General features: G+C 57.4%; 25 protein-coding genes and 1 rRNA gene. 11 read left to right on the top strand and 15 right to left on the bottom strand.

What is annotated here, in order from left to right:
* The first annotated feature begins 5 nt into the window (after positions 1–5).
* The 3 genes from IGNI_RS04915 to IGNI_RS07660 all read left to right on the top strand — a co-directional run bounded on the left by IGNI_RS04915 (position 6) and on the right by IGNI_RS07660 (position 2808).
* Positions 6–671, top strand: coding sequence for a RibD family protein (locus IGNI_RS04915; RefSeq protein ID WP_012123100.1), 666 nt, complete (start codon positions 6–8; stop codon positions 669–671).
* Between the two features lie 105 nt (positions 672–776).
* Positions 777–2432 (top strand): multiheme c-type cytochrome, encoded by a 1656-nt coding sequence (locus IGNI_RS04910; protein ID WP_012123099.1) that lies wholly within the window; start codon positions 777–779, stop codon positions 2430–2432.
* 79 nt (positions 2433–2511) lie between these two features.
* Positions 2512–2808 carry a winged helix-turn-helix domain-containing protein gene (locus tag IGNI_RS07660; RefSeq protein ID WP_187145949.1) on the top strand — a complete coding sequence of 99 codons (297 nt, stop codon included), beginning with the start codon at positions 2512–2514 and terminating at the stop codon, positions 2806–2808.
* Here IGNI_RS07660 and IGNI_RS07790 read toward each other — a convergent pair.
* Together IGNI_RS07790 and IGNI_RS07785 are read right to left on the bottom strand one after the other, a co-directional pair.
* On the bottom strand, positions 2732–3136 hold the full coding sequence (locus tag IGNI_RS07790; RefSeq protein WP_012123097.1) for an OB-fold nucleic acid binding domain-containing protein: 405 nt from the start codon (positions 3134–3136) through the stop codon (positions 2732–2734). The genes IGNI_RS07660 and IGNI_RS07790 overlap by 77 nt on opposite strands.
* A gap of 38 nt (positions 3137–3174) precedes the next feature.
* Positions 3175–3732, bottom strand: a complete 558-nt coding sequence (locus IGNI_RS07785; RefSeq protein ID WP_012123096.1) for a hypothetical protein — start codon at positions 3730–3732, stop codon at positions 3175–3177.
* Between the two features lie 54 nt (positions 3733–3786).
* On the opposite strand from IGNI_RS07785, the gene IGNI_RS04895 reads away from it, so the two are divergent.
* Positions 3787–4977, top strand: a complete 1191-nt coding sequence (locus IGNI_RS04895; RefSeq protein ID WP_012123095.1) for a hypothetical protein — start codon at positions 3787–3789, stop codon at positions 4975–4977.
* Positions 4978–5047: 70 nt separating this feature from the next.
* Here the strand turns inward: IGNI_RS04895 and rrf are convergent.
* Both rrf and cedA1 read right to left on the bottom strand, forming a co-directional pair.
* Positions 5048–5154, bottom strand: a 5S ribosomal RNA gene (rrf, locus tag IGNI_RS04890).
* Positions 5155–5247: 93 nt separating this feature from the next.
* Entirely contained in the window at positions 5248–5535 is a 288-nt protein-coding gene (gene cedA1 / locus IGNI_RS04885) for a DNA import protein CedA1 (protein ID WP_012123094.1), read from the bottom strand.
* A gap of 106 nt (positions 5536–5641) precedes the next feature.
* On the opposite strand from cedA1, the gene IGNI_RS04880 reads away from it, so the two are divergent.
* Positions 5642–6055: a metal-sulfur cluster assembly factor gene (locus IGNI_RS04880; protein WP_012123093.1), complete on the top strand. Its 414-nt coding sequence runs from the start codon at positions 5642–5644 to the stop codon at positions 6053–6055.
* Here IGNI_RS04880 and IGNI_RS04875 read toward each other — a convergent pair.
* Together IGNI_RS04875 and IGNI_RS04870 are read right to left on the bottom strand one after the other, a co-directional pair.
* Entirely contained in the window at positions 6052–6567 is a 516-nt protein-coding gene (locus tag IGNI_RS04875; protein WP_012123092.1) for a nicotinamide-nucleotide adenylyltransferase, read from the bottom strand. The genes IGNI_RS04880 and IGNI_RS04875 overlap by 4 nt on opposite strands.
* The gene (locus IGNI_RS04870; protein WP_012123091.1) at positions 6564–7316 is read right to left on the bottom strand and encodes an SAM hydrolase/SAM-dependent halogenase family protein; all 753 of its coding nucleotides are present in this window, start codon (positions 7314–7316) and stop codon (positions 6564–6566) included. Before IGNI_RS04870 ends, IGNI_RS04875 begins: the two co-directional genes overlap by 4 nt.
* A gap of 66 nt (positions 7317–7382) precedes the next feature.
* Between IGNI_RS04870 and IGNI_RS04865 the strand changes: the two genes are divergently transcribed.
* Positions 7383–8513, top strand: coding sequence for a pyridoxal-phosphate-dependent aminotransferase family protein (locus IGNI_RS04865; RefSeq protein ID WP_012123090.1), 1131 nt, complete (start codon positions 7383–7385; stop codon positions 8511–8513).
* On the opposite strand, the gene IGNI_RS04860 is transcribed toward IGNI_RS04865, so the two are convergent.
* Together IGNI_RS04860 and IGNI_RS04855 are read right to left on the bottom strand one after the other, a co-directional pair.
* The gene (locus tag IGNI_RS04860; RefSeq protein ID WP_012123089.1) at positions 8503–8928 is read right to left on the bottom strand and encodes a hypothetical protein; all 426 of its coding nucleotides are present in this window, start codon (positions 8926–8928) and stop codon (positions 8503–8505) included. The genes IGNI_RS04865 and IGNI_RS04860 overlap by 11 nt on opposite strands.
* Positions 8918–10078 carry an aspartate aminotransferase family protein gene (locus IGNI_RS04855; protein WP_012123088.1) on the bottom strand — a complete coding sequence of 387 codons (1161 nt, stop codon included), beginning with the start codon at positions 10076–10078 and terminating at the stop codon, positions 8918–8920. The genes IGNI_RS04860 and IGNI_RS04855 overlap by 11 nt, the downstream gene beginning before the upstream one ends.
* 94 nt (positions 10079–10172) lie before the next feature.
* Between IGNI_RS04855 and IGNI_RS04850 the strand changes: the two genes are divergently transcribed.
* Positions 10173–11255, top strand: a complete 1083-nt coding sequence (locus IGNI_RS04850) for a formate--phosphoribosylaminoimidazolecarboxamide ligase family protein (protein ID WP_052570525.1) — start codon at positions 10173–10175, stop codon at positions 11253–11255.
* Here the strand turns inward: IGNI_RS04850 and IGNI_RS04845 are convergent.
* From IGNI_RS04845 to IGNI_RS04825, 5 genes are read right to left on the bottom strand one after another with little or no spacing between them, the layout of a single operon-like run.
* Positions 11248–13032 carry an ATP-dependent DNA ligase gene (locus IGNI_RS04845; protein ID WP_012123086.1) on the bottom strand — a complete coding sequence of 595 codons (1785 nt, stop codon included), beginning with the start codon at positions 13030–13032 and terminating at the stop codon, positions 11248–11250. The two genes, IGNI_RS04850 and IGNI_RS04845, sit on opposite strands and share 8 nt — an antisense overlap.
* A gap of 30 nt (positions 13033–13062) precedes the next feature.
* Positions 13063–13965: a class I SAM-dependent methyltransferase gene (locus IGNI_RS04840; RefSeq protein ID WP_012123085.1), complete on the bottom strand. Its 903-nt coding sequence runs from the start codon at positions 13963–13965 to the stop codon at positions 13063–13065.
* Positions 13962–14804, bottom strand: coding sequence for a hypothetical protein (locus tag IGNI_RS04835; RefSeq protein WP_148202253.1), 843 nt, complete (start codon positions 14802–14804; stop codon positions 13962–13964). Before IGNI_RS04835 ends, IGNI_RS04840 begins: the two co-directional genes overlap by 4 nt.
* 56 nt (positions 14805–14860) lie before the next feature.
* Positions 14861–15235 (bottom strand): hypothetical protein, encoded by a 375-nt coding sequence (locus IGNI_RS04830; RefSeq protein WP_012123083.1) that lies wholly within the window; start codon positions 15233–15235, stop codon positions 14861–14863.
* The gene (locus tag IGNI_RS04825) at positions 15232–17769 is read right to left on the bottom strand and encodes a class I tRNA ligase family protein (RefSeq protein WP_012123082.1); all 2538 of its coding nucleotides are present in this window, start codon (positions 17767–17769) and stop codon (positions 15232–15234) included. The genes IGNI_RS04830 and IGNI_RS04825 overlap by 4 nt, the downstream gene beginning before the upstream one ends.
* Positions 17770–17805: 36 nt before the next feature.
* On the opposite strand from IGNI_RS04825, the gene IGNI_RS04820 reads away from it, so the two are divergent.
* Positions 17806–18363, top strand: coding sequence for an O-methyltransferase (locus tag IGNI_RS04820; protein ID WP_012123081.1), 558 nt, complete (start codon positions 17806–17808; stop codon positions 18361–18363).
* 39 nt (positions 18364–18402) lie between these two features.
* Positions 18403–18822, top strand: a complete 420-nt coding sequence (gene ribH, locus IGNI_RS04815) for a 6,7-dimethyl-8-ribityllumazine synthase (protein WP_012123080.1) — start codon at positions 18403–18405, stop codon at positions 18820–18822.
* Here the strand turns inward: ribH and IGNI_RS04810 are convergent.
* Both IGNI_RS04810 and IGNI_RS04805 read right to left on the bottom strand, forming a co-directional pair.
* On the bottom strand, positions 18810–19025 hold the full coding sequence (locus IGNI_RS04810) for a hypothetical protein (protein WP_012123079.1): 216 nt from the start codon (positions 19023–19025) through the stop codon (positions 18810–18812). The genes ribH and IGNI_RS04810 overlap by 13 nt on opposite strands.
* Before the next feature lie 5 nt (positions 19026–19030).
* Positions 19031–20527: an ATP-binding protein gene (locus tag IGNI_RS04805; protein ID WP_052570188.1), complete on the bottom strand. Its 1497-nt coding sequence runs from the start codon at positions 20525–20527 to the stop codon at positions 19031–19033.
* Positions 20528–20608: 81 nt separating this feature from the next.
* Here IGNI_RS04805 and IGNI_RS04800 point away from each other — a divergent pair, with 81 nt between their 5' ends.
* Both IGNI_RS04800 and IGNI_RS04795 read left to right on the top strand, forming a co-directional pair.
* Positions 20609–21181 (top strand): hypothetical protein, encoded by a 573-nt coding sequence (locus IGNI_RS04800; protein ID WP_012123077.1) that lies wholly within the window; start codon positions 20609–20611, stop codon positions 21179–21181.
* Complete coding sequence (locus tag IGNI_RS04795; RefSeq protein ID WP_238374125.1) at positions 21123–21803, top strand: flavoprotein; 681 nt, start codon at positions 21123–21125, stop codon at positions 21801–21803. Before IGNI_RS04800 ends, IGNI_RS04795 begins: the two co-directional genes overlap by 59 nt.
* Positions 21804–21836 lie beyond the last annotated feature (33 nt).

The following is a 21836-nucleotide window of genomic DNA, read 5'->3' as shown; positions in this document are numbered from 1 at the left end:
TTTGTGTGATAGAAGTCGTCATATTTTCCACCGCCAGTTTGGACGGCAGAATAGCCACCAAGTCCGGAGACTCCAAACTCTCTTGTGAAAACGACCTAAGGCTCCTCCACAAGTGGCGCTGCTGGTCCGACTTGGTCTTGGTTGGAGCGAACACTGCTAAGACGGACGACCCCGGACTTTTCGTGAAGAGGGTGCCGTGCAAACGTCAACCCTTGAGGGGGGTAGTGGACGGGAGGCTCTCGGTCCCACACGACCTAAGGCTGTTCCGGGAGTGGCCGTGGACCAGCTTGGTCGTTACAACTGTCGAAGGTATAAGGAATAACGAGTGGAAGTACAAGTACTTTAAGTCGTTGGGCGTCGAGGTGCTCGTCGCCGGAAAGGGGCCCGAGGTGGACTGGGGGAGGGCGCTGGAAGAGCTGGGCTCTAAGGGGGTGAGGAAGGTCTTAGTTGAAGGGGGCGGAAGGCTTAACTGGAGCTTGCTGAAATATGTGAATACCTTGGAAATAACGTACGTAGGCAAAGTCTTGGGCGCCGGGACGAACTTGTTCGAAGGGGAGGGCTTCGAAAGGGTAGACGAGTCGCCGGACTTCGAGCCCTCCGCGGCTAAGTTCTGCGAGTGCGGTAGGTGTATTCACGTAACCTGGACTCGGAAACTGCACACCTCAATTTAAAGTGGTTTAATGGCTGAGCAACCAGCAAACTTCGCCCCGAGCCATGCCCTATATGGAAGACATTTTTTAACGCCCTGAAAGTCCTCCCAACCGAGGAGAGTGACCATGAGGGGCGCGCTGCTGGCTCTCCTACTGGCGACCGCGCTCCTCGCCATGCCTATGGGACACATGATGGCTCACGACGAAATGGCTAACACTGTGAACCTCCAAGAGGCCGTCGCCAAACTGAAGAACGTTAGCCCGCAGACCAAGACGTGTCTCAGCTGTCACATAAGCGTCACTCCGGGCATAGTGGCCGACTGGCTCAAGAGCAAGATGGCCCACGTGACCCCGGCTGAAGCTTGGCAGAAGCCAGCTCTGGAGAGGGAAGTGAGCACCCCGCTGGACGAGATACCGGCCAACTTGAGGAACGTGGTGGTCGGCTGCTACGAGTGCCACGGCCTCAACCCCGAGAAGCACCCTGACACCATAGACCACTTCGGCTTCAAGATACACCCCATAGTGACCCCCAACGACTGTGCTGTCTGCCACAGGACCGAAGTAGAGCAGTACTCCAAGAGCAGCAAGGCTTGGGCCTACTACAACTTGATGCATAACCCCATATACAGAGCTCTAGTTAACGCCAGCACCATGTTCACTTGTATGGGCAAGACCTTCGGTGGCGAGAGGACCAGCCAAGAGACCAGCTGTCTAGCATGCCACGGCACCGTGGTCAAGGTCGTAGGTACCGTTGACACCATATCTCACGGCATACCGGTCACCTTGGTGAAGTACGAGGGCTACCCCAACCACGGCGTCGGTAGGGTGAACCCCGACGGCAGCCTGGGCGCTTGTACCGCTTGCCACCCGAGGCACAGCTTCGACATAGAGATAGCTAGGAGCCCCTACACTTGTGGGCAGTGCCACCTAGACCCCGACGTGCCGGCGTTCAACGTGTGGAAGGAGAGCAAGCACGGCAACATATGGTTCATGCACCACAAGAAGTACAACATGAAGGCGCCGGCATGGAAGCCGGGAGCCGACTTCACCGCGCCCACTTGTGCCACGTGTCACATGAGCCTGCTAGTCAACCCGGTGACCGGTGAAGTGATAGCGGAGAGGACCCACAACGTGGACACCAGGCTGTGGGTGAGGCTGTTCGGCCTGATATACGCCCACCCGATGCCTAGGACCGGCCAGCACTTCAAGCTCAGCGTAGAAGCCATGCCGGAGAGCACCGCTGAAGCCTTGGCGAAGCAAGGCCTCACCATAGCTAAGGCATTAGTCGGCGTGAAGCTACCCATGCCGATAAGCTTAGCCCCCGACATCAAGACCGGTAAGTTCCTCTACGCCACTCTGCCGGACGGCAGCCCCGGCCTGATAAGCGAGGAGGAGATGGCCAAGAGGAGGGAGCAGATGGTGAAGATATGCTCCGCGTGTCACAACACCGAGTACGCGGAGTACAGGATGAGGCTGCTGGACACCCAGATAGAGGAGACCAACAAGGCCACCCTAAAGACTACCGTGCTGCTGCTGAAGGCGTGGCAGAGCGGCCTGGCACACGTAGACTTGGCCAAGCCCGTCACGCTCTTCGACGAATACATTGAGAAGCTGTGGGTGGAGAGCTGGCTGTTCTACAGCAACAGCATAAGGTACGGCACCGCCATGAACGGTCAAGACTGGACGACCTTCAAGAGGGGCTGGTACCAGCTCACTAAGGACATAGAGCACATGAAGACCTTGCTACGGCTCTGGGAGGCCGCCAGGGCCGCCGCTAAGTAAAAAAGGTAGCAATAAGTAAAACCAAACGAGAGCTTTTTTGTCACCGTAACCTTCTCACTCCGGGATGAAGGACCTCTGGTTGCTCCCCCTGCTCCTCTGCTTCGCGGACGACCCTTCCTCCGCGGGCGAGCTCTCGACTTGTTTAGGGTTGCCCTCCTCCCGAACCAAGACCTTGATCTACTACGCTAGGAAGGCCGGCTACATTAAAAAGAAGGAAAACACTTACGAGTTGACAGAAAAGGGGAAGGAACTCGTTGAATCGTTTGAGGTAGTGGAACGGAAGGGAAAGAGGTTGAAAGTTAAGGGGAAGGACGGTTGCTTCCTCGTCTTCGTGAGAAAGAGGAACGTGAAGGTCCTGCGCGTGCCGTGCTCTTAGGCCTCTCCTCCGGTATCTCCTCCGGGCTTGGCGCCTCCGAGTCGTCCAGCTTGACGATCTCGGTCCTCCTGTTCACGTTTACTTGAACCTCTCCCTTGTATGAGGTGGTCCACCCGTCCCTTATCTCGACCACGTCGCCCACTTCCAGAGATCCAGCCTTGTCCCTCCAGAGGGTTACCCTCACCCTTCCGGTTTCGTCGCCCACGACCGCCTCGCTGAGCTCTGCCGGTCCGTACTTCGTGTTAACGACCCTTTTCTCGCTTACCTCTAGCACGCGACCCCTTATGGTTACGCTCTTGCCTTCCTTCAAGTCTTTAATCTTGTCCAAAGTCGAGCGCCCACGAGGTCTAGTCCGCCTCGCCCCTTTTATATCAAGAGCCGCCCTAGGGCAGCGGCCACGGCCGTGGCAGCCAAGCCCAGAGCCAAGTACATCGCTGCCGACTTGAGGTCGCGCCCCGCGTAAAGTCCCAGAAACGTCAACTCGAGGTAGGCCAGGAACAACGAAGCGTAAACGGCGTTGAAGTTGAAGAACAACGCGAGGAGGAAGGGGGAGAGGGCTAGCAAGGGGAGGCCCAAGCTCCCCAGGGCGCTCCAGAGGGCCACGTACAGGGCGAGGTAGTTAGTAGCCTTAGCGTACACGGACTTCCTCAAGCTGCCTATTACTTCCTTTTCCATTTCTGATAACTCTTTCAACCTTTCCACCTTCTCAGTTATGTACACTCCTACGAACCCGCTCAACAGCCCCAAAGCCATTGCCCCTCCCAACGAGGCGCCCAAGTAAACCCTTGGGTCGAGCTCGTGGGTGGTGACGTAGGTCCCCGTAACAACTCCTATTGTGGACAAGAGGGAGTCCACGCCGTTGGTTACGAAGAGTCTCTTAGCTATGCCTTCGTCCTCCAATAGTTCGAGTAACTCCCTCCTCAAGGGGCACCGACGCCGTTAACAAACTCCTCGGTTAAAAGACAGCGGCGGTGCGAGGTGAAGGAGCCCCCCGGGCTGCTGGAGAAGCTAACACTAACGATCCTCCTCATATCCATAATATTCTTAATGCCTAAGTACGTCCCTTGCAACCCTCATGGGGACGAGGCTTGGTACTACTACATAACTAAAGAGTTGAAGTGGGACTGGGACCCCCACTTGCCCTTCTTGCCTCCCCTCCGCTGGTCGTTCATGATAACCTTCAACCCCGTTACCGATAGTTTGTGGACCTTAAGGTTCGCGTACGCCGCGTTCAACGTATTGGTAACCTCGGCAGCCGTCCTCCTCGCGTGGAACGGTCGGTGGGGCTCCCTCGCGCTGGCGTTGTCCGCGTTACTCAACCCTTTGTTCTTGACGTACTCCAGCAAAGTTTTCACGAGCGTTCCAGCTGGCGCGGCGGGCGCCCTCTCCGCGGCCCTAGCGATTAGGGGGAAGGTCTTGTCAGCAGTGCTTCTAGGTATTTACTCGGTAGGGATGTGGGAGGGCATGACGTTCTTCTATTTGGGACTGAGCTTGTACGGAATAAGGGATAGGAGGTTCCTACTGTTCTTGATACCGGCCTCCCTAGGCTTGGCAACGTCTCTGGACAACGTGTTGTTCCATAAGAGGTTGCCGGGCTGGGCCAAGGCGCCTTTGGACGCGAAGGCCATAGTCACGCTCTTCTTGCCGGAGGTCCTAGTCTTGTTACATACTCTCATAAAGAAGAGGGACTTGCTCTTGTTCTTAATATCCTTCTCGCTGCCGGCGGGGCTCCTACTGGACAACTACTTGAGGGGTACTGCGGTCCAAGTGTGGTACCAAGTCCCGGCCCACTTGCTGTACTCGGTCGCAATAGCCAACTCGTTGGGAGAGTGGAAGGGTTGGAAGTACTTGGGTGCCTTGATAATCTTAGCTTTTATATTTATAGGTACGAAGGCAGCGTCGTCCCTCAAGCACGACTGCTGCGCCTTCGAGATCGTTGATTTCTTGAAGGTCAGAGGGGAGAAGGCGGTGCTGTACAAGCCCTTCTGGGCTTACGCGGAGTACCCCTTCGGGGAGGTCAAGAAGGCCGCGTGCTGGGACTTGGGGTGCTTGAAGTGGTGGCTCAAGAGGAGCTCATACGTGGTCTCGTGGGAAGAGCTCCGCTTGAGGAAGTTAGAGCTCGTATACAAGGGAGGGAAATGTTACTTGTATAAGAAAGTGAAACGGTGACGGAGAGCATCTCAGTAAGGAGAAAAGTGTGCGAAGGGGGGAGGAGTTAAACGGTTAGAGGCCCGGTCCCAGCACGGGGCGGCTGCGGCGCCTCTCGGACGCCACTGCCGGACCCCGCGCGACCGGCTTAACTTCCGGGTTCGAAATGGGTCCGGGTGTTACCCGGTCGCTGTGGCCGGGCCGGGCCGTGTCCAGCTTCAGAGGTCAGTTTAAATGTATTGCGCTCGGTGCCCGGCTAATTCCTCACCCCTCGGTTCCGCCATAGTGCCCTCATCGCGCGCTCACGGGCGGCTTGACCTCTATGGTCGCTTGGGGCAAAAAGTTCTTAGCCATTACCGATATCAAGTAAAATACTGCGCTGCCCAGGGCCAGCCACAGAGCCGCTATAACCGCGTCCTCTACTATGCCGTGGCCCAGCCTCTTTATCCTCGAGAGGGGCACCGGCGCGCCCCTCAGCGCCCAGCCCAGGACCCAAGAGAGGCCCACCAAAGCCCAAGCCACGACGGTTATCTTGAGGGTCCAGTCTTGTATAGTATTAACCAGTTCCTCGAAGTTCACCGATCGTCCCCGTGTATGTTGAACCGGTCAACCCTAGCGGAGGGGCCGCCGCGAAACTCTTCCACATTAAATATCTCAGCCCGTGATCGTCGGAGGGTAGCGCGCGTTGAGCCAACAAACCAAGATAGACAAGGAAGAGATTAAGAAGAGGGTAATCGAAGAGGTGTTGAAGAAGGTCAGCGACCCCGAAATCCCCATAAGTGTTTGGGACTTGGGCTTGGTTTATGATGTGGACGTGACTGACGACGGCGTAGTCAAGATAAAGATGACCCTAACTTCGCCGGCGTGTCCGGCCGGGGGGCAGATATTGTGGCAGATAGTCAATATGGCTAAACAGATACCCGGGGTCAAGGACGTGGACATAGATCTGACGTTCGACCCTCCTTGGACGCCGTTCAAGATGAAGGAGGAGGGGAGGAAGAAGTATAAGGAGCTCTTCGGTTACGACATAGTGGAAGAGTACAAGGCCAAGTACGGCAGCGAGGAAGGCTACTTGAGGGCCATGGGTTACATAGACTAATCCCGTTTCGAGAGCTCCCTCATCCTCCTTATTATTCCTAACTCTTTTATGATCTCTGCCACCGCCCTAGGCACCATCTCCTCCCACTTGGGGTCTCCTAAGGCCATCAATGCCCTTATGTTCGTCGCGACGTACTTCTCCCTCCCGAAGGGAGGGGGTTCGAGGACCTCGTACCCCGCTTCCTCAAACAAGACCTTAACTAGGGGGTTCCTCGTCACTACGGCTTCGAAAGGCGGGACGTAGGTCCTCACGTGGGCCACCCAAGCGGAGTTCATTAGTATGTCCGGCACCGGAATTATGTATACCTTCCTCAAGTCTATTCCCTCGTCCTCTAGGGCCCTTCTGATCGCCAAAACCCTCTCGCCCGCGGTCATTGGGTTCTGCAAGGTATGGCTCTCTTGGGCGCTGCCCACGACTATTACCAGCTCGTCGACCCTTTCTAAGCTCCACTTGACCACAGCCAAGTGGCCCTTGTGGAAGGGCTGAAACCTCCCGGGGAAAAGCGCCCTCAAGCCTCCACCACCACCGGGTCTCCGGGCCTCAAGCCTAAGCTCTTCGACGCGTCGCCCATGTACTGGGCCACCTCTAGGTAGCCGAAGCTGTTTATGTAAACTGCCAGCTCCCCCGGCTTGACCTCAGAAAACGTCCTGACGAAGCGGGCTGGCCTCCCGTTCACTCTTACAAGCTCTCCGAGCTCGAAGGGGGCTTCTTTCGCCCAAGTCATGACGTTGCCGAAACGGTCTACGTAAACTGCTACGGTCTCCACCCTCTTGTCCCCTAGCTTGGCGTAGAGCTCGAAGGGGAGGGGGGTCAGAGAGGTCTCGGGGCCGAGCTCCTCCAAGCCCCCGCCGCACTCCAAGAACGCCCCCGCCGGGACGAAGAGGTCGCGACCGTGGAAGGTGTGAGAAGAATACCTTACTAGCTTCTTCTCTATCCTAACCGCCTTCTCCAAGCCCAGCTCCTGCGCCGCCAGCCACAGGAGGCCGTTGTTGGGGCCTATGAGGAACCTCCCCCCTACGCGCGCTGCCACCGCTTCCCTCTCGCTCCCCACCCCGGGGTCTACCACGGCGACCAAGGTGGAACCCTCGGGCAAGTGTTTAGCGGCTACCAGCGTAGCCACCGCGCCTTCTAACACGTTGAAGGGCTCTATTCCGTGAGTGACGTCTATTATCTCAGCGTCTTTACATACTTCCTTTGCAACTATCTTGAGTATTCCCGCGTAGACGTCCTTGTAACCGTAGTCGGTGATTAGGGCTAACAACTTGCCTCTCCCGAGCGATTCGCACTAAGTCCTCTCATTATCAAGGGTGGGGCCGGGAGAGAGGCCGTGAGGCGCTTGCAGCTCTTGCTCCCCGGACCGGTGAGCCTCCACCCGGAGGTGGAGCTCTCCCAAGCCTTGCCGATGATAAACCACAGGGGGCCGGAGTTCAGAGAACTGATGAGGGAGCTAACGTCCAAGCTCCAGAAGCTCTTCGGGGCGGAGAGGGTGGCTCTCTTGACCGCCTCCGGGACGGGCGCGGTGGAGGCTATGGTAGCTAACTTCGTGGAGAGGGGGGAGAAGCTACTGATAATACAGACCGGCACCTTCAGCGACAGGATGGCCAAGATAGCAGAGGTCTTGGGCGCTGAGGTGGAGCTCGTGGAGCCCGCGGAGGGCGAGGGGATCACCGCTGAGGAGCTGGACGACGCATTGAAGAGGTCGAAGGCGAGCGCCGTGGGGGTCGTGGCCAACGAGACCAGCACCGGCGTCGTCCACAAGAACTTACAAGAGCTGGCTAGGGTGGCCCACGAGAACGACGCGTTGCTGCTGGTGGACGCCGTAAGCTACTTGGGGGGCCACCCGCTGGACGTAGAGTCCATGGAGCTGGACGCTGTAGCCTCTGCCTCCCAAAAGGCCCTCATGGCGCCCCCCGGCTTGGCCTTCGTCGCCTGGGGCGAGAGGGCCGCCGAGAAGATGAAGAACGTTAAGAAGAAGAGCGTCTACTGGGACTTGGAGAGCTATGAAAAATTCTATTTAGAAAAGTACGAGACCCCCGCGACCCCGGCCGTAAGCTTGATGTACGCCCTTAACAAGTCTCTCGACATAATAATCAATGAGGTAGGGATCAACGGGTGGATAAGGAGGCACGCCGCTTTTGCAGAGGCCTTAAACGAGCTCGTGGAGCGCGCGGGCGGGAGGGTCTACCCCAAGAGGGGTTGGAGGTCCAACACGATAGTGGTGCCGATACTGCCCGAGGGCGTGAAGCCCTCGGAGGCGAGGGCGCTGGCGAGGGAGAGGTGGGGAATAGACGTGGGCGGAGGGGCTTGGAAGCTGAAGGAAGTTAGCATTAGGATAGGAACCATGGGGTGGTACGAGGAGGACGTAGTCTATAGGGCGCTCTCCTTCTTGGCGGAGATATACAAAGCGCCTAAGGGGCTGGTGGAGGAGTTGATGGAGGAGTACAAGTCTAAGCTGTGACCCTTATGCGGGGGCCTATCGAGTCCACCCTCGTCCTGATGGTCCCGAAGCCCAAGGGGGGAAACTTAACGGACCCCGGCACCAAGGCGACGTTTCCACAAACCATCGCCTTGTGGCCCCAGAGCTCCTTCCAACAGCTCCCCTCGCCGGAGAGTAACTGCTCGAACACCTCCTCCGGGTCCTCGTCCGAAGGCCTCGGCTCGAAGGAGGTGATCAGTACGGTTAGCCTCCTGCAGTCCTCCTTCTTGGCCACGAGAGTTCTACCCTCAAATAGGCCTATCCCCCTAAGGGGGAGGAGGGACCACGGCCTCTCCGTATTTATAATTACCACCGGTTTTTCCAAGAACAGCACGAGCCTCTTGTTGCCCCTCTTCGCGAGCGTAAGTGGGTAGGGCAGCCTTACTTCAAACTCCACTAACTAACACCTTCCTTAGTCTCTCCGTTGCGAAATTAATATCTTCGGAGGTCGTCACGTACGGCGGTAAGAACCTTATTACTGTCGTACCGGCCTTCAAGCTCAGCACGCCTTCCCTCTGCAAGGCCTCTATGTACTTGCCGGGCTTGACGCGGAGCTCTACGCCGACCATTAGGCCTATAGCTCTGTAGTCCCGAACGAGCTTGACGTCCTTCAACTTTTCCTCGAGCATCTCTTGGAAGAGTTTGCCCTTCTCCCTAGCTTGCTTTGGGACTTCGTCTTCTAGGAGCACGTCCACCGCCCCGCTCACCGCCGCCAGCGCCACGGGGTTAGCGCCGTAGGTGGAGCCGTGCATCCCGGGCACAACACTCTCAGCTATCTTGTCGGAAACCGCCACCATGGATACCGGGTAGCCGTTGCCTATGGCCTTCCCGCTCAGAAGTACGTCGGGGTCGGGGGCCCCCAGCCCTTGGTAGGCCCACACGTAACCGGTCCTCCCGAAGCCGGCTTGCACCTCGTCGTAAACTAGGACCGCGCCGACCTCCCTAGCCCTCCTCGCTACGGCGTTCATGAACTCCGGCGTGGCAGGGTTTATGCCGCCCTCGCCCTGGACGGGCTCCACGAAAACTGCGGCTGTGTTCTCATCTATTACCTTATCGAGCTCCTCGACGGAGTTGAAGTCCGCGAACACGACGTTCTTGTACAGCGCCCTCTCGGAGGGCTTGCGGTACTCGGAGCCCCACGTCAGGCTGAGGGCTCCCAGAGTCCTCCCGTGGAAGGCCCTCTTGAAGGCTACCACCTTCTCCCTATTAGTATAATGTAAAGCCAGCTTGAGCGCCAACTCTACTGCTTCGGCCCCGGAGTTCTGGAAGTAAACGTTGAGCAACGTATTAGGCAAGATTTTGGGAAGCTTTGCCATCAATTCCTCCTTCGCGGGGTCGTCGAACGAGGGGGAATTTATCATGAGGGTCCCCAACTGCTCTACGATCTTGGCGACCACCCTCGGGTTTCTATGCCCTAAGAAGCCTACCCCGTATCCGTTGTAGTAGTCCAAATACTTGTTCCACTTGTCGTCCCACACGTACTGCATGTAGGCCTTCACGATCTTCAAGCCTCTGGGCGGGTAGAACCGTAAAAGCCTGGCGTTCAAGACTTCAGCGCCCTCGAGGGGTCCGGCGTGGGGTTTTCAAGGGCTCTAGGGCTAAGTAGCTTTCGAGTGGAAGGCCTTGGGCCTGAGCGACGAAATGAAGGAGATTGTTAACAATTACGACAAGAAGCCCGCAATAGCGGCGGTAGCGAGCCACTCCGCCTTGGACTTGTTCGACGGTGCAAAGGACGAAGGGTTCAGAACAATAGCTGTGTGCCAAAAGGGGAGGGAAAAGCCGTACATCAAGTTCAGCCGTGTGGTTGACGAGTGTATACTCCTAGAGAGGTACAAGGACGTCCTCCGCGAGGACGTCCAGAGGAGGCTGAGGGAGGAGGCCGCGATCTTCGTACCCAACCGGAGCTTCGCCGTCTACGTCGGGTACGATGCAATAGAACAAGAGTTCGAGGTCCCCGTGTTCGGGAACCGGTACTTGCTCCGGTGGGAGGAGAGGGTAGGCGAGAAGAACTACTACAAGCTCTTGGACGAGGCTGGAATAAAGAGGCCCAAACTTTTCAACTCCCCCGAAGAGATAGACAGACCGGTCATCGTGAAGGTCCCAGAAGCTAAGAGGAGGGTCGAGAGGGGCTTCTTCGTTGCCATGGATAAAGAGGACTACTGGAAGAGGGTGAAAGAGCTCAAGGAAGCCGGCGTAATAGACGACGAAGGGCTCAAGAACGCGTCTATAGAGGAGTTGGTCTTGGGGGCTCACTTCAACATAAACTACTTCTACAGCCCCTTGTTAGAGGACCTAGAGCTGCACTCGGTTGACAGGAGGATACAGAGCGACTTGGACGGCTGGTTAAGGCTGCCGGCTAGGGAGCAGCTGCGCTTGGCCGGCAACCCGAGGATGATAGAGGTCGGCCACCTTCCGGCCACCTTGAGGGAGAGCTTATTGGAGAAAGTGTTCGACATGGGTGAGAAGTTCGTAGAAGCCGCGAGGAAGTTGGAACCTCCGGGAGTGGTGGGGCCCTTCACACTTCAAGCGGTAGTTACGCCGGAGCTGGAGTTCGTGGTGTTCGACGTGGCCCCTAGGATAGGGGGCGGGAACAACATATACATGGGGTTAGGGAGCCAGTACTCCAAGTTGCAGTTCGGGAGGCCTATAAGCTTGGGTCGGAGGGTCGCCATGGAAATAAGGCTGGCTTGGGAGACCAAGAGGTTGGCAGAGCTCGTCACGTAGGTTCCTCGACCTTCTTGAGCCTGCTTTTGTACATCTCCACTATCTCTCCACACGTGGTGGCGTCCTCCGGCCCCTTGTCGGGCCTCCAGCGTATGAAACGCGGGAAGCGTATCGCCAGCCCGCTCCCCGCGCTGACCTCGTCCTTAGCGCAAGTGTGAATAGGACTCAGCGTTATTTCCGCCCCGATGATCTCCGCCACCAGCGCCGGCCTCACCCACACGTCGGGCTTAACGTTGCTTATGACCCTAGGAGGCTTGGTCTCGCTTATGTACGGCTTCAAGAGCTCCGGGAGCCTCGCCAGCTCCTCGTCGCTGAACCCCGAGCCTACCTTGCAGACCGTCGCAAAGGCGTCCCTCTTCTCGTCGTAGCCGGCGACTAACAAGGCCCCGAAGGTGCCTCCCCTCCTACCCCTGCCGTAGAAGGCCCCTACAACTACCAAGTCGACCGGCTCTACCATTTCGCTCTTGTAGTCTTTCTTGTACTTTATCCAGAGCCACCCTCTGGCCCCAGCTTGGTAGACGCTCTTGTCGTGGACGGCCTTCACCACCAAGCCCTCGTGTCCCTCGGAAATGGACTGGTGGAAGAACTGCTCGAGCTCCTCGGGCGTACTTACTAACTTTGCCGTGGAAAGGGAGAACTCCTCGCTCTCCTCAACTACTTCTTCCAACCTCTTCCTCCTGAGGGGGAGGGGCTTGTTAGTCATGTCCTCGCCGTCCACGTATATAATGTCAAACAACTTCACGTTGACCGGTATCTCACTCATCGCCAGGGCTACGTCGTGCTTCCTCCTCCGCCTCATCAACTCTTGGAATGGCCTTGGCTCCCCGGTCTCGGGGTTGACCGCAATTATCTCTCCCTCTACTATTGCCTCCTTTGCCTTCAAGCCGGACTTGGCGTACTGGACGACGTCCGGATAGGACCTAGTTATGTTCTCCAACCTCCTCGAGAATATCACCACCTTTCCGTCCGGGAGCAAGTGGATCTGAGCCCTCTCACCGTCGTACTTGTACTCGGCCAGCCCCTTGCCACCGAGCTTCTTCAATATCTCCTTAGGGTCGTTGAGCCTCTCCGCCAACATTGGGCGGACCGGGACGCCGGGCTTCGGCCTTACCCTCTTCAGCGCTTCGGGGCCCTCGGTGACCGCTATCTTAGCCACCGCTCCCAGGTCCGCCCTCAAGTTGTAGGCCCTTTCGACGACGTCCTTGGTCGTTCCCGCCACGTGGGCCAAAGCCTCTATTATGGAAGCGTCACCCACGCCCAAGCGCAACTTCCCTTGGACGAACCTAACGATGTACTTCGCCTCCTTGGGCGAGGCCTCCTTGAGCAGGCCCGCCAACGTCTTTATCTTGAGGTCCCGGCTCCCCTCCCCTTGCATGAAGGCTATCCTCTTCAAAGTCTCGTATACCTTCTCGAACGTCAACTCTTCCTTCTTCTTTACAAACATCATCAGGCCCCCCTTTGGGGCCTTCGCCATCAACCTTTCGGCGACTAAGCCCAAGTCCCCCAGCTGCTTATACAAGCCTTCCACTTCCTTCTCCTTAACGTTAGCGGCCAAGGAGATGGCCTTTATTATCCCCTTCTCGCCGATCCCTATCTCCGGGTAGCCGTACCAGTCGGGCCAGAGCTTGCCTTGGATGAAGTAAACCACCTTATCTATTATATCTTTGTTCTCTTCAATGACTTTCTTAAATAAGTTCGTTAATATAGCGACTATCTGTGTCCTCGAGGTAGTCCTCTCCAGCCTCTCGAGGGCGTCTACGACGTCCGAAAACTTCAACGCGCGGGCCCGGGGCTCCAGTGAGAGGAGCTAATTGAGGGGAGCGGTCTCTAAGAACTCCTTAGGGTTGTAAGGCTTGCCCAGCCTCGGGGAGGGCTCGCACTTCTCTAACGTGAGGTCCAAGACCACTTGTGCTACCCTCGGCCCCACGGTTCTGACCAGCCTGACGCGCTCCACTTCGAAGGAGGAGCACCTCTTGGCCACCAGCGGGACCCCGACCCTCTTCGCAGCGTCCCTAGGCCTTTCCCCTCTCTTAACTAATACGTGTAAGTACATGTGAAGCTTCCCGGGGTACCTTAAGGCCAGCAAGGCGAAGTCCAAATAATCGGGGACCAGCTCCGGGAGGGGCATGAGGACTCTGTCGACCCCTCCCCTCAGCCACAAGCTCACCGAGGCCGCGTCGCCTAGTATGGGCACCACGAGTCCCTCAACCTTGTTCCTCCTTATGTTTTCAACCATGTATTTGTATGCGTACTCGTTGATGTCCACTGAATATACCTTCGCGCCCTTCATTTTGGCTATGAGAATCGAAAAGAGTCCCGCCCCGGCGAACATGTTGAACACCACTTCCCAAGGCTCTACGAGCTTCGCCACGCGCAAGTGTTCGCCGGAGAGGCGAGGGACCAAGAAGACCTTGCTCAAGTCCACTAAGTACTCGCAGCCGTGCTCTCTGTAAACGGTCTCGGTCCTCCTCTCGCCTGCCAAGTGGATCAAGTCCCTCAAGACGTAGGGCGGCTTGGTCCCGGGCTCTACCGCCCAAACCGACTTTATTCCCGGCATCCTCTCTAAGAGGGCTTGCCCCAAGACCTTCAATTTGTCTATTGGATAGTTGAACTTCCTATGTATTAGGGCTATGTCGCCTACTACGTCTATCCTGCTCCAGACCTCCTCGTCCCCCAAGACTTCCCTAGCGATCTTCTTTAACAGCCTCAAACGGTCACCCGCTCGAAGGAGACCTTCCTCACGCCGGCCCTCTCTAGGGGGAGGAGTTCGTTCAACCCTTTAACGGCCTCACAGCCGATGCACCTAACCACCACCTCGTCCCCGCGCCTCTCCACGTCGCGCACGTACCCCTCGCCCGGCTGGAGGGCCTCCACGAACTCGAGCTCCCTCAACTTGCCCTCAGCGAACTCCCTCACGAGCTCTAAGGCTTCCAGGCCCTCCTCGCCCAACATCTCCTCCAAGGCCTCGCGCCTCACCACCTCTAGCCTCCTCTGGAACACCTCATCCCTCTTCCCGTGGCCCTCGGCCAAGAAGTGAAGCGCCGTCGCTAGGAAGAGAGGGTCGTCGTACTCCATTGAGTTCGCCCAAGTCACTGCCTCTCCCCAATGGAGGCCCCCTTTACCGAACTCATAGTTAAGGCCCAAAGCCATAATCGCGTCTAAGTAGTCCCCGAAGAGGCTGGCCAAGCGGGCGTAGGCCTCTAGCCCCCTCTTGGGAACCCGTGGCACCCTCGCCGCGCCGTAGAGGGAGGAGAGCCTCTCCTCCGCCTCCTCCACCGCTTCCTCCACACTTACCTTCTCTTCCTTTATCAAGTAAGCCGCGAGGGCGACGGCACACCTCAAGGGGTCGAAGCCGCAGACCACCACCGCGGGCTTCTTGCTGAGGAGCACCGCCGCCGTGTGGAAGCCCACTACGTCCGGCAAGGTAGCCTTGGGGAACTCCTCGACCACCTCGTACCCAGCGAAGAGGTAGTCCCCGTATATGTCACCGAAATAGGGGTCCAAGACCACTATCCTCTTGATTCCCTTCTCCTCTATTACGTGGTCCAAACCCGGACCCTTGATGAAGGTTAACCCTCGCGCCTCAGCTACTTCGGGCAAATGCCTCACTGCCCCCTCGAGCCTTCCCGCAGCCTCTTTAATAGGGAGGAGAGGTCTTGGGGCTTCTGCCCCTTCACCTCTAACAAGGCCCTCGCCACGGCTTCCTTCTTCTCCTCCGCACACGCCTTCAAGCACTCGTCGTCCTTGCAAGAGTTCAAGCAGCTCTCCAAGTCCAAAGTAACCATGTAGTACGATGTGACGAATTCCAAGTTTTTAATTCTTAGGTCTACGTCCCCAAGCTTCACCACCCTCAAAGTCTCGTGGAGCTTCGCCTCCTCGAGGACCTCCTTGACGTCCGGCAACTCGTCAGCCTCAAATATGAAGAAGCCGAGGGCCTTGAAGGCCCTAGCCATCCTCTTCGCGAGCGCCTCGCGACTCAAAGGCCCCTCACCTTGGGGGACAAGGGCTGTGCGTCTCCCACCTTTACGTGGACCTCCTTGCCGGTCCTCCTCTCCAACTCCTCCTTTAGGGAGCTCGCCATCTCGTATTCGTCCTTTATGTAGTACAACAACTCCCTCCACTCCTCGCTCAACTTCAAGGCCCTCTCCAACAGCTGCCGGGGGACGTCCTCCAGCTCTTCCCAGACCCCCTCCTCCACGCTCTCCACCACTTCCCTGAGCGCCTCAGTCGCCTCCCTAGGGGCCACCTCTACTAGGACTTTGTCCGACTTCACCTTTTTAATTTCATTTAGTAACATATCGAAGTATGCTTCTTTAGCCTCGACCTCCAAGTTCCGCTCCAAGGAAGGCCACCGGGGGACCCCTCCTAGGGCCTCCGCCAGCGAGGGCGCGAACGGGTACAACAGCGAGCCCCACTCCCTCAGCAGCCTCCTCACTTCCTTGGAGGGCGGCAAGCCCTTGTCCTCCAACCTCTGGTAGTACCTCCTCAAGTCCTTCAAGAAGCCCAGGGCTTGTAGGGCCGCCTCCCTAACGTCCCCTTGCTCCAGCGCCGCCTCGGCCCTTTGAACCCTCAGCGCCAAGGCCGACTCCAGCCACTCCTCGAGCTCCCCGGCCTCCCTGTCCCCGGAGGGCCACTCCTTGAGTATCTCCTCTATCCTCTTTTGAACCTCGCGGAGGTCCTTTTCCGAGAACTTCAGAGGCGAGGTGGGCTTCGCCGCGGTCAGCAAGTACAACCTCAAGGCTTGCGGGTCCTCCTTAAACGGGTTTACGCTGACGCCCTCCACCTCTCCAGTTACCAACAACTTCCTCGGAACGTTGGAGGTTCCGAAGATGGCCGCGTGGTGGAACAGCATGTAGGCGACGTGGTTGCTCACGAGCTCCTCGTGGACAACCCTCATGTCTAGGGGCATCCACTCCAAGAACCTCTTCCTCAAGTACTTCAAGTCTTCCGCCTTGCCCTCCCCCAGTATCAAGTAGTCCCACGCCTCGGGTTTCACTTCTTTGTCCTTGAGGACGTCTGCAAATAGGTAGAACAAGTAATACAAGGTGGAGTCGCTGAGGCTGTCTATTACTAAGTTCTCGTCCCACGGCAACGGGGTGCCCAAGCCCCGTGCCAGAGCGAACGCCCTCTTCTTGAGGCTTTCTATGACCGTTACTAAGGACCTCGAGACTTCTTTGGGAACCACCTCCATCAGGCTAAGAACCTCTAACGCCTTCTTCTTCCACTTCTCGTCGTCGTAGTTCAAGAACCACTGGTCCTTGAGGACCTTCACCACTACTTCGTTACCGAACCTAGACCTTATCGGTCCGTTCAATACGTCGTAAAACTCTAAAGCAACTCCCCCGACGGTTGCAGCTCTCTTTATTACTTCCGAGACCTCCGCGACCGGTCGCTCGGTCAACACGGTCAAGAGCAAGCCCTTGAGGAACTGGTCCTCCGAGCCCTTCAACGCCTTTAAGACCGCTTCGGGTTTGAGCTTGCCCTTGCTCCTTTCCGCGAGCACGAGCTCCCTGTTGTCCTCGAAGCAAGCCGCTGGGACCTCACACCCGGGCAGCTCTATCACGGCCTTCGGCTCTAGCTCCTTCGGGTCAACGTCGAAGCTCTCGAGCACGAAGGGTTTGCTCAAGAGCTTCTGCACCTCGCGGTAGTCGTTCACGTCGTGCGCAGGCTTCGAGGCCACGACGCCGCTTCCCCTCTCCGGGTCCACCGAGCTTGAGGGCAGCACGGGCACGCTCTCCCCAGTTATGGGGTTGACGGCCCTCTTGCCGAGGATCTCCTCAGGATCTACCTTGCCTACTTCAAACACCTCGTCCAACTGGAACCTAATCTTAAAAGCTGCCTTGGACGACATAATCATCCTCTTGCCGCCGGCCTCCACTATCTTGTACTCTGCCTTGGGGTTGATCCATATGTTAGTTATACCGAATGAGGTCTCCGGCCGGGCGGCCGCCGGCAAGTACAAGCCCGGGCTCAACTCGAACATTAACAAGAAGAAGGATCCCACCTTTATCTGCTTGAAGCCTTCAGTGTCGTGGGAGCTCACCGGGACCTCTTCTACCGGGTCCCACGGCACCGGGTAAGTGCCCTTGACCACTAAGCCCTTTTCCTTCAGTTTTAAGTATATCCACTTTACAAAGGACTTAAATCCGGGATCCTCCGTGGTGAACGAGTGCTCCCAATCTATCCTCAACCTCAACGAATCGAAGAGCTCCTTCAGCTTTCTGGACATGAAGTCCCCAAGTTCCTTAGGGCTCTTTACGTCCTCGGGGACGCCCAGTTCCTTTAATAACTTCAGCGCCTCCGGGGAGCGGGACTTCACCCTCTCGTAGAAGGAAACGAGGGGCGTGCCGCTGTAGTGGAAAGCCATGGGAAATAGGACCCTCCTCCCCCTAGCCTCGTGGTACCTCGCGTACACGTCGGCTACTAGGTAGGAGCGCACCCTAGTTACGAGCTCGTCCACGTCGAGCGGGAGGGCGTAGGGGAAAGCTGCGGTAACGAAGAACTTCTGTTGCAACCGTACACCCGGTAGAGAAGTTTATATGGGGAATTAATGGGTAATCACAAGATGACGGGGTTTGAAGAGCTCTATAGGTACGTAATGGAGAGGTCCCGGAGGTTGGGAATACCCCACATACCGTTGGAGGACGCTTACGTGTTGCAAGGGACCTCGTTCGCCGCCCTGGCTAACGCGGAGGGAGTGGCGCTGGACTTGGGCGCCGGAATAGGCTTCTCGGCTTTGTGGATACTCCAAGCAGCCAAGGCCTTCGGGAAGAGGCTCATAGCTGTGGAGAGGGAGGCAAGATTCTTCGAAGAGTTAAAGGGCTTGGCTGAGAAGGCCGGTTTCGAGGCCGTGCACGGGGACGCCTTGGATTTCTTAAAAGGGTTCGAAGAGCCCGTGGCCTTCGCGTTCGTAGACGTGGATAAGGAGCAGTATCCAGACGTGTTGGAATTGCTCTATGAGAAGTTGGGTAAGGGAGGAGTAATGTTGTTCCACAACGCGATCTTTCCGCCACCTCCTCAGACGTTCTTCGAAAAGCTCAAAGAGCTCAAGGTCAAGTACTTGGTAGTGCCGACCTCCCTGGGCCTCGTGGTAGCCGCTAAAACTTGATACGCTCCTCTCCAGAGCCGGACGGAAGGTGTTGAGGGCGTGAGGCTCGGCATAGTGGTGTCTGAGTTCAACTACGATATAACCAGACTTATGCTAGAGAAGGCTCTGGACCACGCTAAGTTCCTCGGGGTGGAGGAGGTCTTGGTGCTCAAGGTGCCGGGCTCTTTCGAGGCCCCGCTGGCCGCGAAGAGGCTGCTGGAGGAGGGCTGCGACGCGGTAGCTGTCTTGGGCGCCGTGATAAAGGGCGAGACCGACCACGACCAAGTGGTGGCCCACCAGGTCGCTAGGAAGTTAATGGACTTGTCTTTGGAGTACGGGAAGCCCGTCACCTTAGGCGTTATAGGCCCCGGGGCCACGCGGGAGCAAGCGGCCGAGAGGATAGAGGAGTACGCGCGCCGCGCCGTGGAGGCTGCAGTCAAGGCTTGGAAGCGGTTGAACGAGGGGCCTCAGCTGGCGTGAGTAGTGAGGTGCGCTATCAAGGACTGGACGTCGAAGAAGAACGACCCCTCGTCGGCGGCCTTCCTCCCCTTCTTTTTCACGGTCTCAGTCAAGCATATGGGACAAGCCAGCAAGCCCGTCTCCTTGTCCCTTAAGACCCTTATCCTCATGCCCTCGTGCTCGACCGTAACGAGTTCCCAGACGGGCTCCCACGTTATTGCCACTCAGCTCACACCTCCCAAGGGTTCTTGACGTAGCTTACTACCATTCCTTGTAGCTTGTTCGCGTACCAGCGGAGCGACTCTTGGAGCCTCTCCCTCTCCCCCTCGTCTATGTGGAACCTCCTTCTGGCCCACTCCACGCTCTCCTCAGTTATCTTGCCCTTACCCTTGGCCGCAGCCATCCTTATTAACGAGTCTATCTCCGCGTTGCTGAACCACCGGGTGACTCTGACCACCTTCTCGATTAAGTGTTCGTCCATCTTTAGCTCATACCTCTTAGCCGCCCGCTCTACGATCTTCCTCCGGAACTCCTTGTCGGGGTACCCCACTATCACGGCCAAGTCTACTCTGCCCGGCCTAACCAGGGCTTGGTCGAGCAGCTGGGGGTGGTTGGTCGTCATCGCTATTAGCGGTCTTTCCCTGTTCTGTAATAGCTTCAGAAATACGTTCATCTCGCTTACGTAGCCCTCGTGGACCGCCAAGCCGCGGTCCATCAAGAACTCCGCGTCGTCTATGAGGACCACTACCTCATCCTTTCTCTTGCTAACAGCATTAAATATCTCTTTCAAGATCTTTTCGGTCTGGCCGTACCACATGCTCCTATACATCCCCGGCTCGAGCTCCAACAACTTCCTCCCCAGCCCCCCCGCCACCGCCTCGACCAAGATGGTCTTGCCCACTCCGGGAGGCCCCACGAGCAACATCCCCTTCGGAGCAAACGCCATCTTATTGGTAATTGGGTCTATAACTAAGGTTCTCAGTTCTTCGCCCAACTCCTCCGGGAAGTCGTCCAAGCTCCACTCCGGAACCCTCAAGGGTATGGTTATCTTTATGCTCTCGTGCCCGTCCCTCACGTCTATCTTTATTTCGTTCTCGGGGAACTCCGCGGCCACGTGGACGAAGAGGGTCGGGCCGGCAAGCTTTACGTTCGGGAGGCCCAGCTCCCGGGAGTACCTCTGTAGGAAGCCTTGAGCGGCGTTCTTCGTCTTCCTAATCAACGCCTTGTGGTTGTACCTCTTAGCGCGGCTGTCCGAGAACAGTAACCCTATCAGTATGGCCGTGTCGTCCTCTTCGGAGCGTTCCCCCTCCGGCCCCCGCGGCTTCTGAGCCAACGCGACGAACCTCTTTGCTATTATTCTGTTCTTATTCTTGAGCTCGTCGAAAGCCACCAAGACTACGTTCGCATCCGCCTTGTACGCGAGCAAGTGTAGGTAGTAGTTCACGAAGGAGGCGAATACGTCCGTCGAGCTCGCGTTGACGAAGCTTTTGAACTTGACGTAGATGTTGGGGGTGGGCTCCTTCAGTTTGATCCCCCCTATGACTTCGTCCAACACGAGCTCCTCAATCTTCGAGTACAAGTTTGAGGACAGCAGCAAATTGTCCGAGAAGTCCGGCTTGAAGCCCTTCGAGACTTCGTAGGCAACCTTGGTCCCAAGCATCTCGTTCTTTAGTACCTTCGCTGACTTGTGCTGGTTGTCCCTAGTCAACTTCTTGGTACCGCCCACTCCCTCTCGACCGGGTGACCCCCAATCCGGGAGTTTATTAACGAAGGGTTTCATGATTTATGTCTCCGCTGGGAGCCCTATTTGTTCGAAATCTTGCGCTCCTTGGGGTTAAGCGTAGAGAGAGAGAAGCGCGCGTGGGAGGTCGCGACCCTTCTCGACAGGGGAGTACAAGTCCCTCGCCTCAAGTGCGTGGAAGTGGTCGGCCCCTTTGGAGCGCCCAAGACGGGGTGCCCTAAGCTGGCCGTCGACGGGGCGGCGAACGAGCTGGAAGATTACGACTTCCTCCTGTCAGACGGCGACGGGGCGAGGGCGGAGGAGCTCTCGAGGGCCTCGGAGGAGAAGTTGCTCTTCCTAGTCGTCCACGGCGACAACTTCGAGAAATTGATTAAAATCCCGTTGGGAAACAGGGTAATTCCGGTAGTTCAGAGCCCCAGAGGTAACGGCCTTTGTGTGCCGGCCTTTAGCGACGGCGACAAGGCGAAGCTCTTAGCCTCTATGATGGCGGACGAAGTGTTTGTGAGCGGGCTGGAAGCGGAGGAGGGAAACCCCACGAAGGAGCGGAAATTCGAGTTGTCCAAGGTGATGGGCGTTGAAGGTGCTCTGGGCGGTTACGGGCGCTGGGCACTGGATGAGGGAGAGCGCCGAGGTCTTTGAGAAGCTAGCTAAGAGGGCACAAGTGACGGTAATATTTAGTAAGGCAGGCTACGAGGTGGCGAAGCTCTACGGCGTCTTGAAGAAGTTCGAGGTAGCTACAGGGGGTTACTACAGGGAGCTGGAGGTGGACCCGAAGCCCCTCTCCCACGTCTACGGGAGAGTGATGCGGAGGGCTTACGACGCGGTGGTAGTGGCCCCCATGACTGCGAACACCGCAGCGAAGTTCGTGTTAGGAATAGCAGACAACTTGGTTACTACGGCTTTAGCCATGGCTAGGAAGGCCGGAGTGGAGATCTTGGCCTTGCCGACGGACGCCCCTTGGGTGAAGTCTACCACCCTACCGTGCGTCATTAACGACTGCGTGGGGTGCGAGGCTTGTCCTCCCCAAGCCTCGTGTCCCACCGGAGCGATAGTGGGGGACAGAGTTAGGCGAATACTCTTGGAGAGGTGCGTGGGGTGCGAGGCTTGCGTGGGCAAGTGCCCGTTCGGGGCTATATCATGCTTCTCCGAGGCGCCCTTCGAAGTCCACGAGTTGGAGCTAGAAATACTGAAAAAGTTGGAGAAGTGGGCCAGGGTGTTGAAATCCCCCCGCGAGCTGGCCGCGGCCCTCGGGGTCCGATGAGGACCACCAGGCCGGTCCGGAGCGGTGAAGAGC

This window comes from Ignicoccus hospitalis KIN4/I, from assembly GCF_000017945.1.
Taxonomy (GTDB): Archaea; Thermoproteota; Thermoprotei_A; order Sulfolobales; family Ignicoccaceae; genus Ignicoccus; species Ignicoccus hospitalis.
The sequence above is the reverse complement of the archived record's forward strand: the minus strand, read 5'-3'. Positions and strand labels throughout refer to the sequence as shown.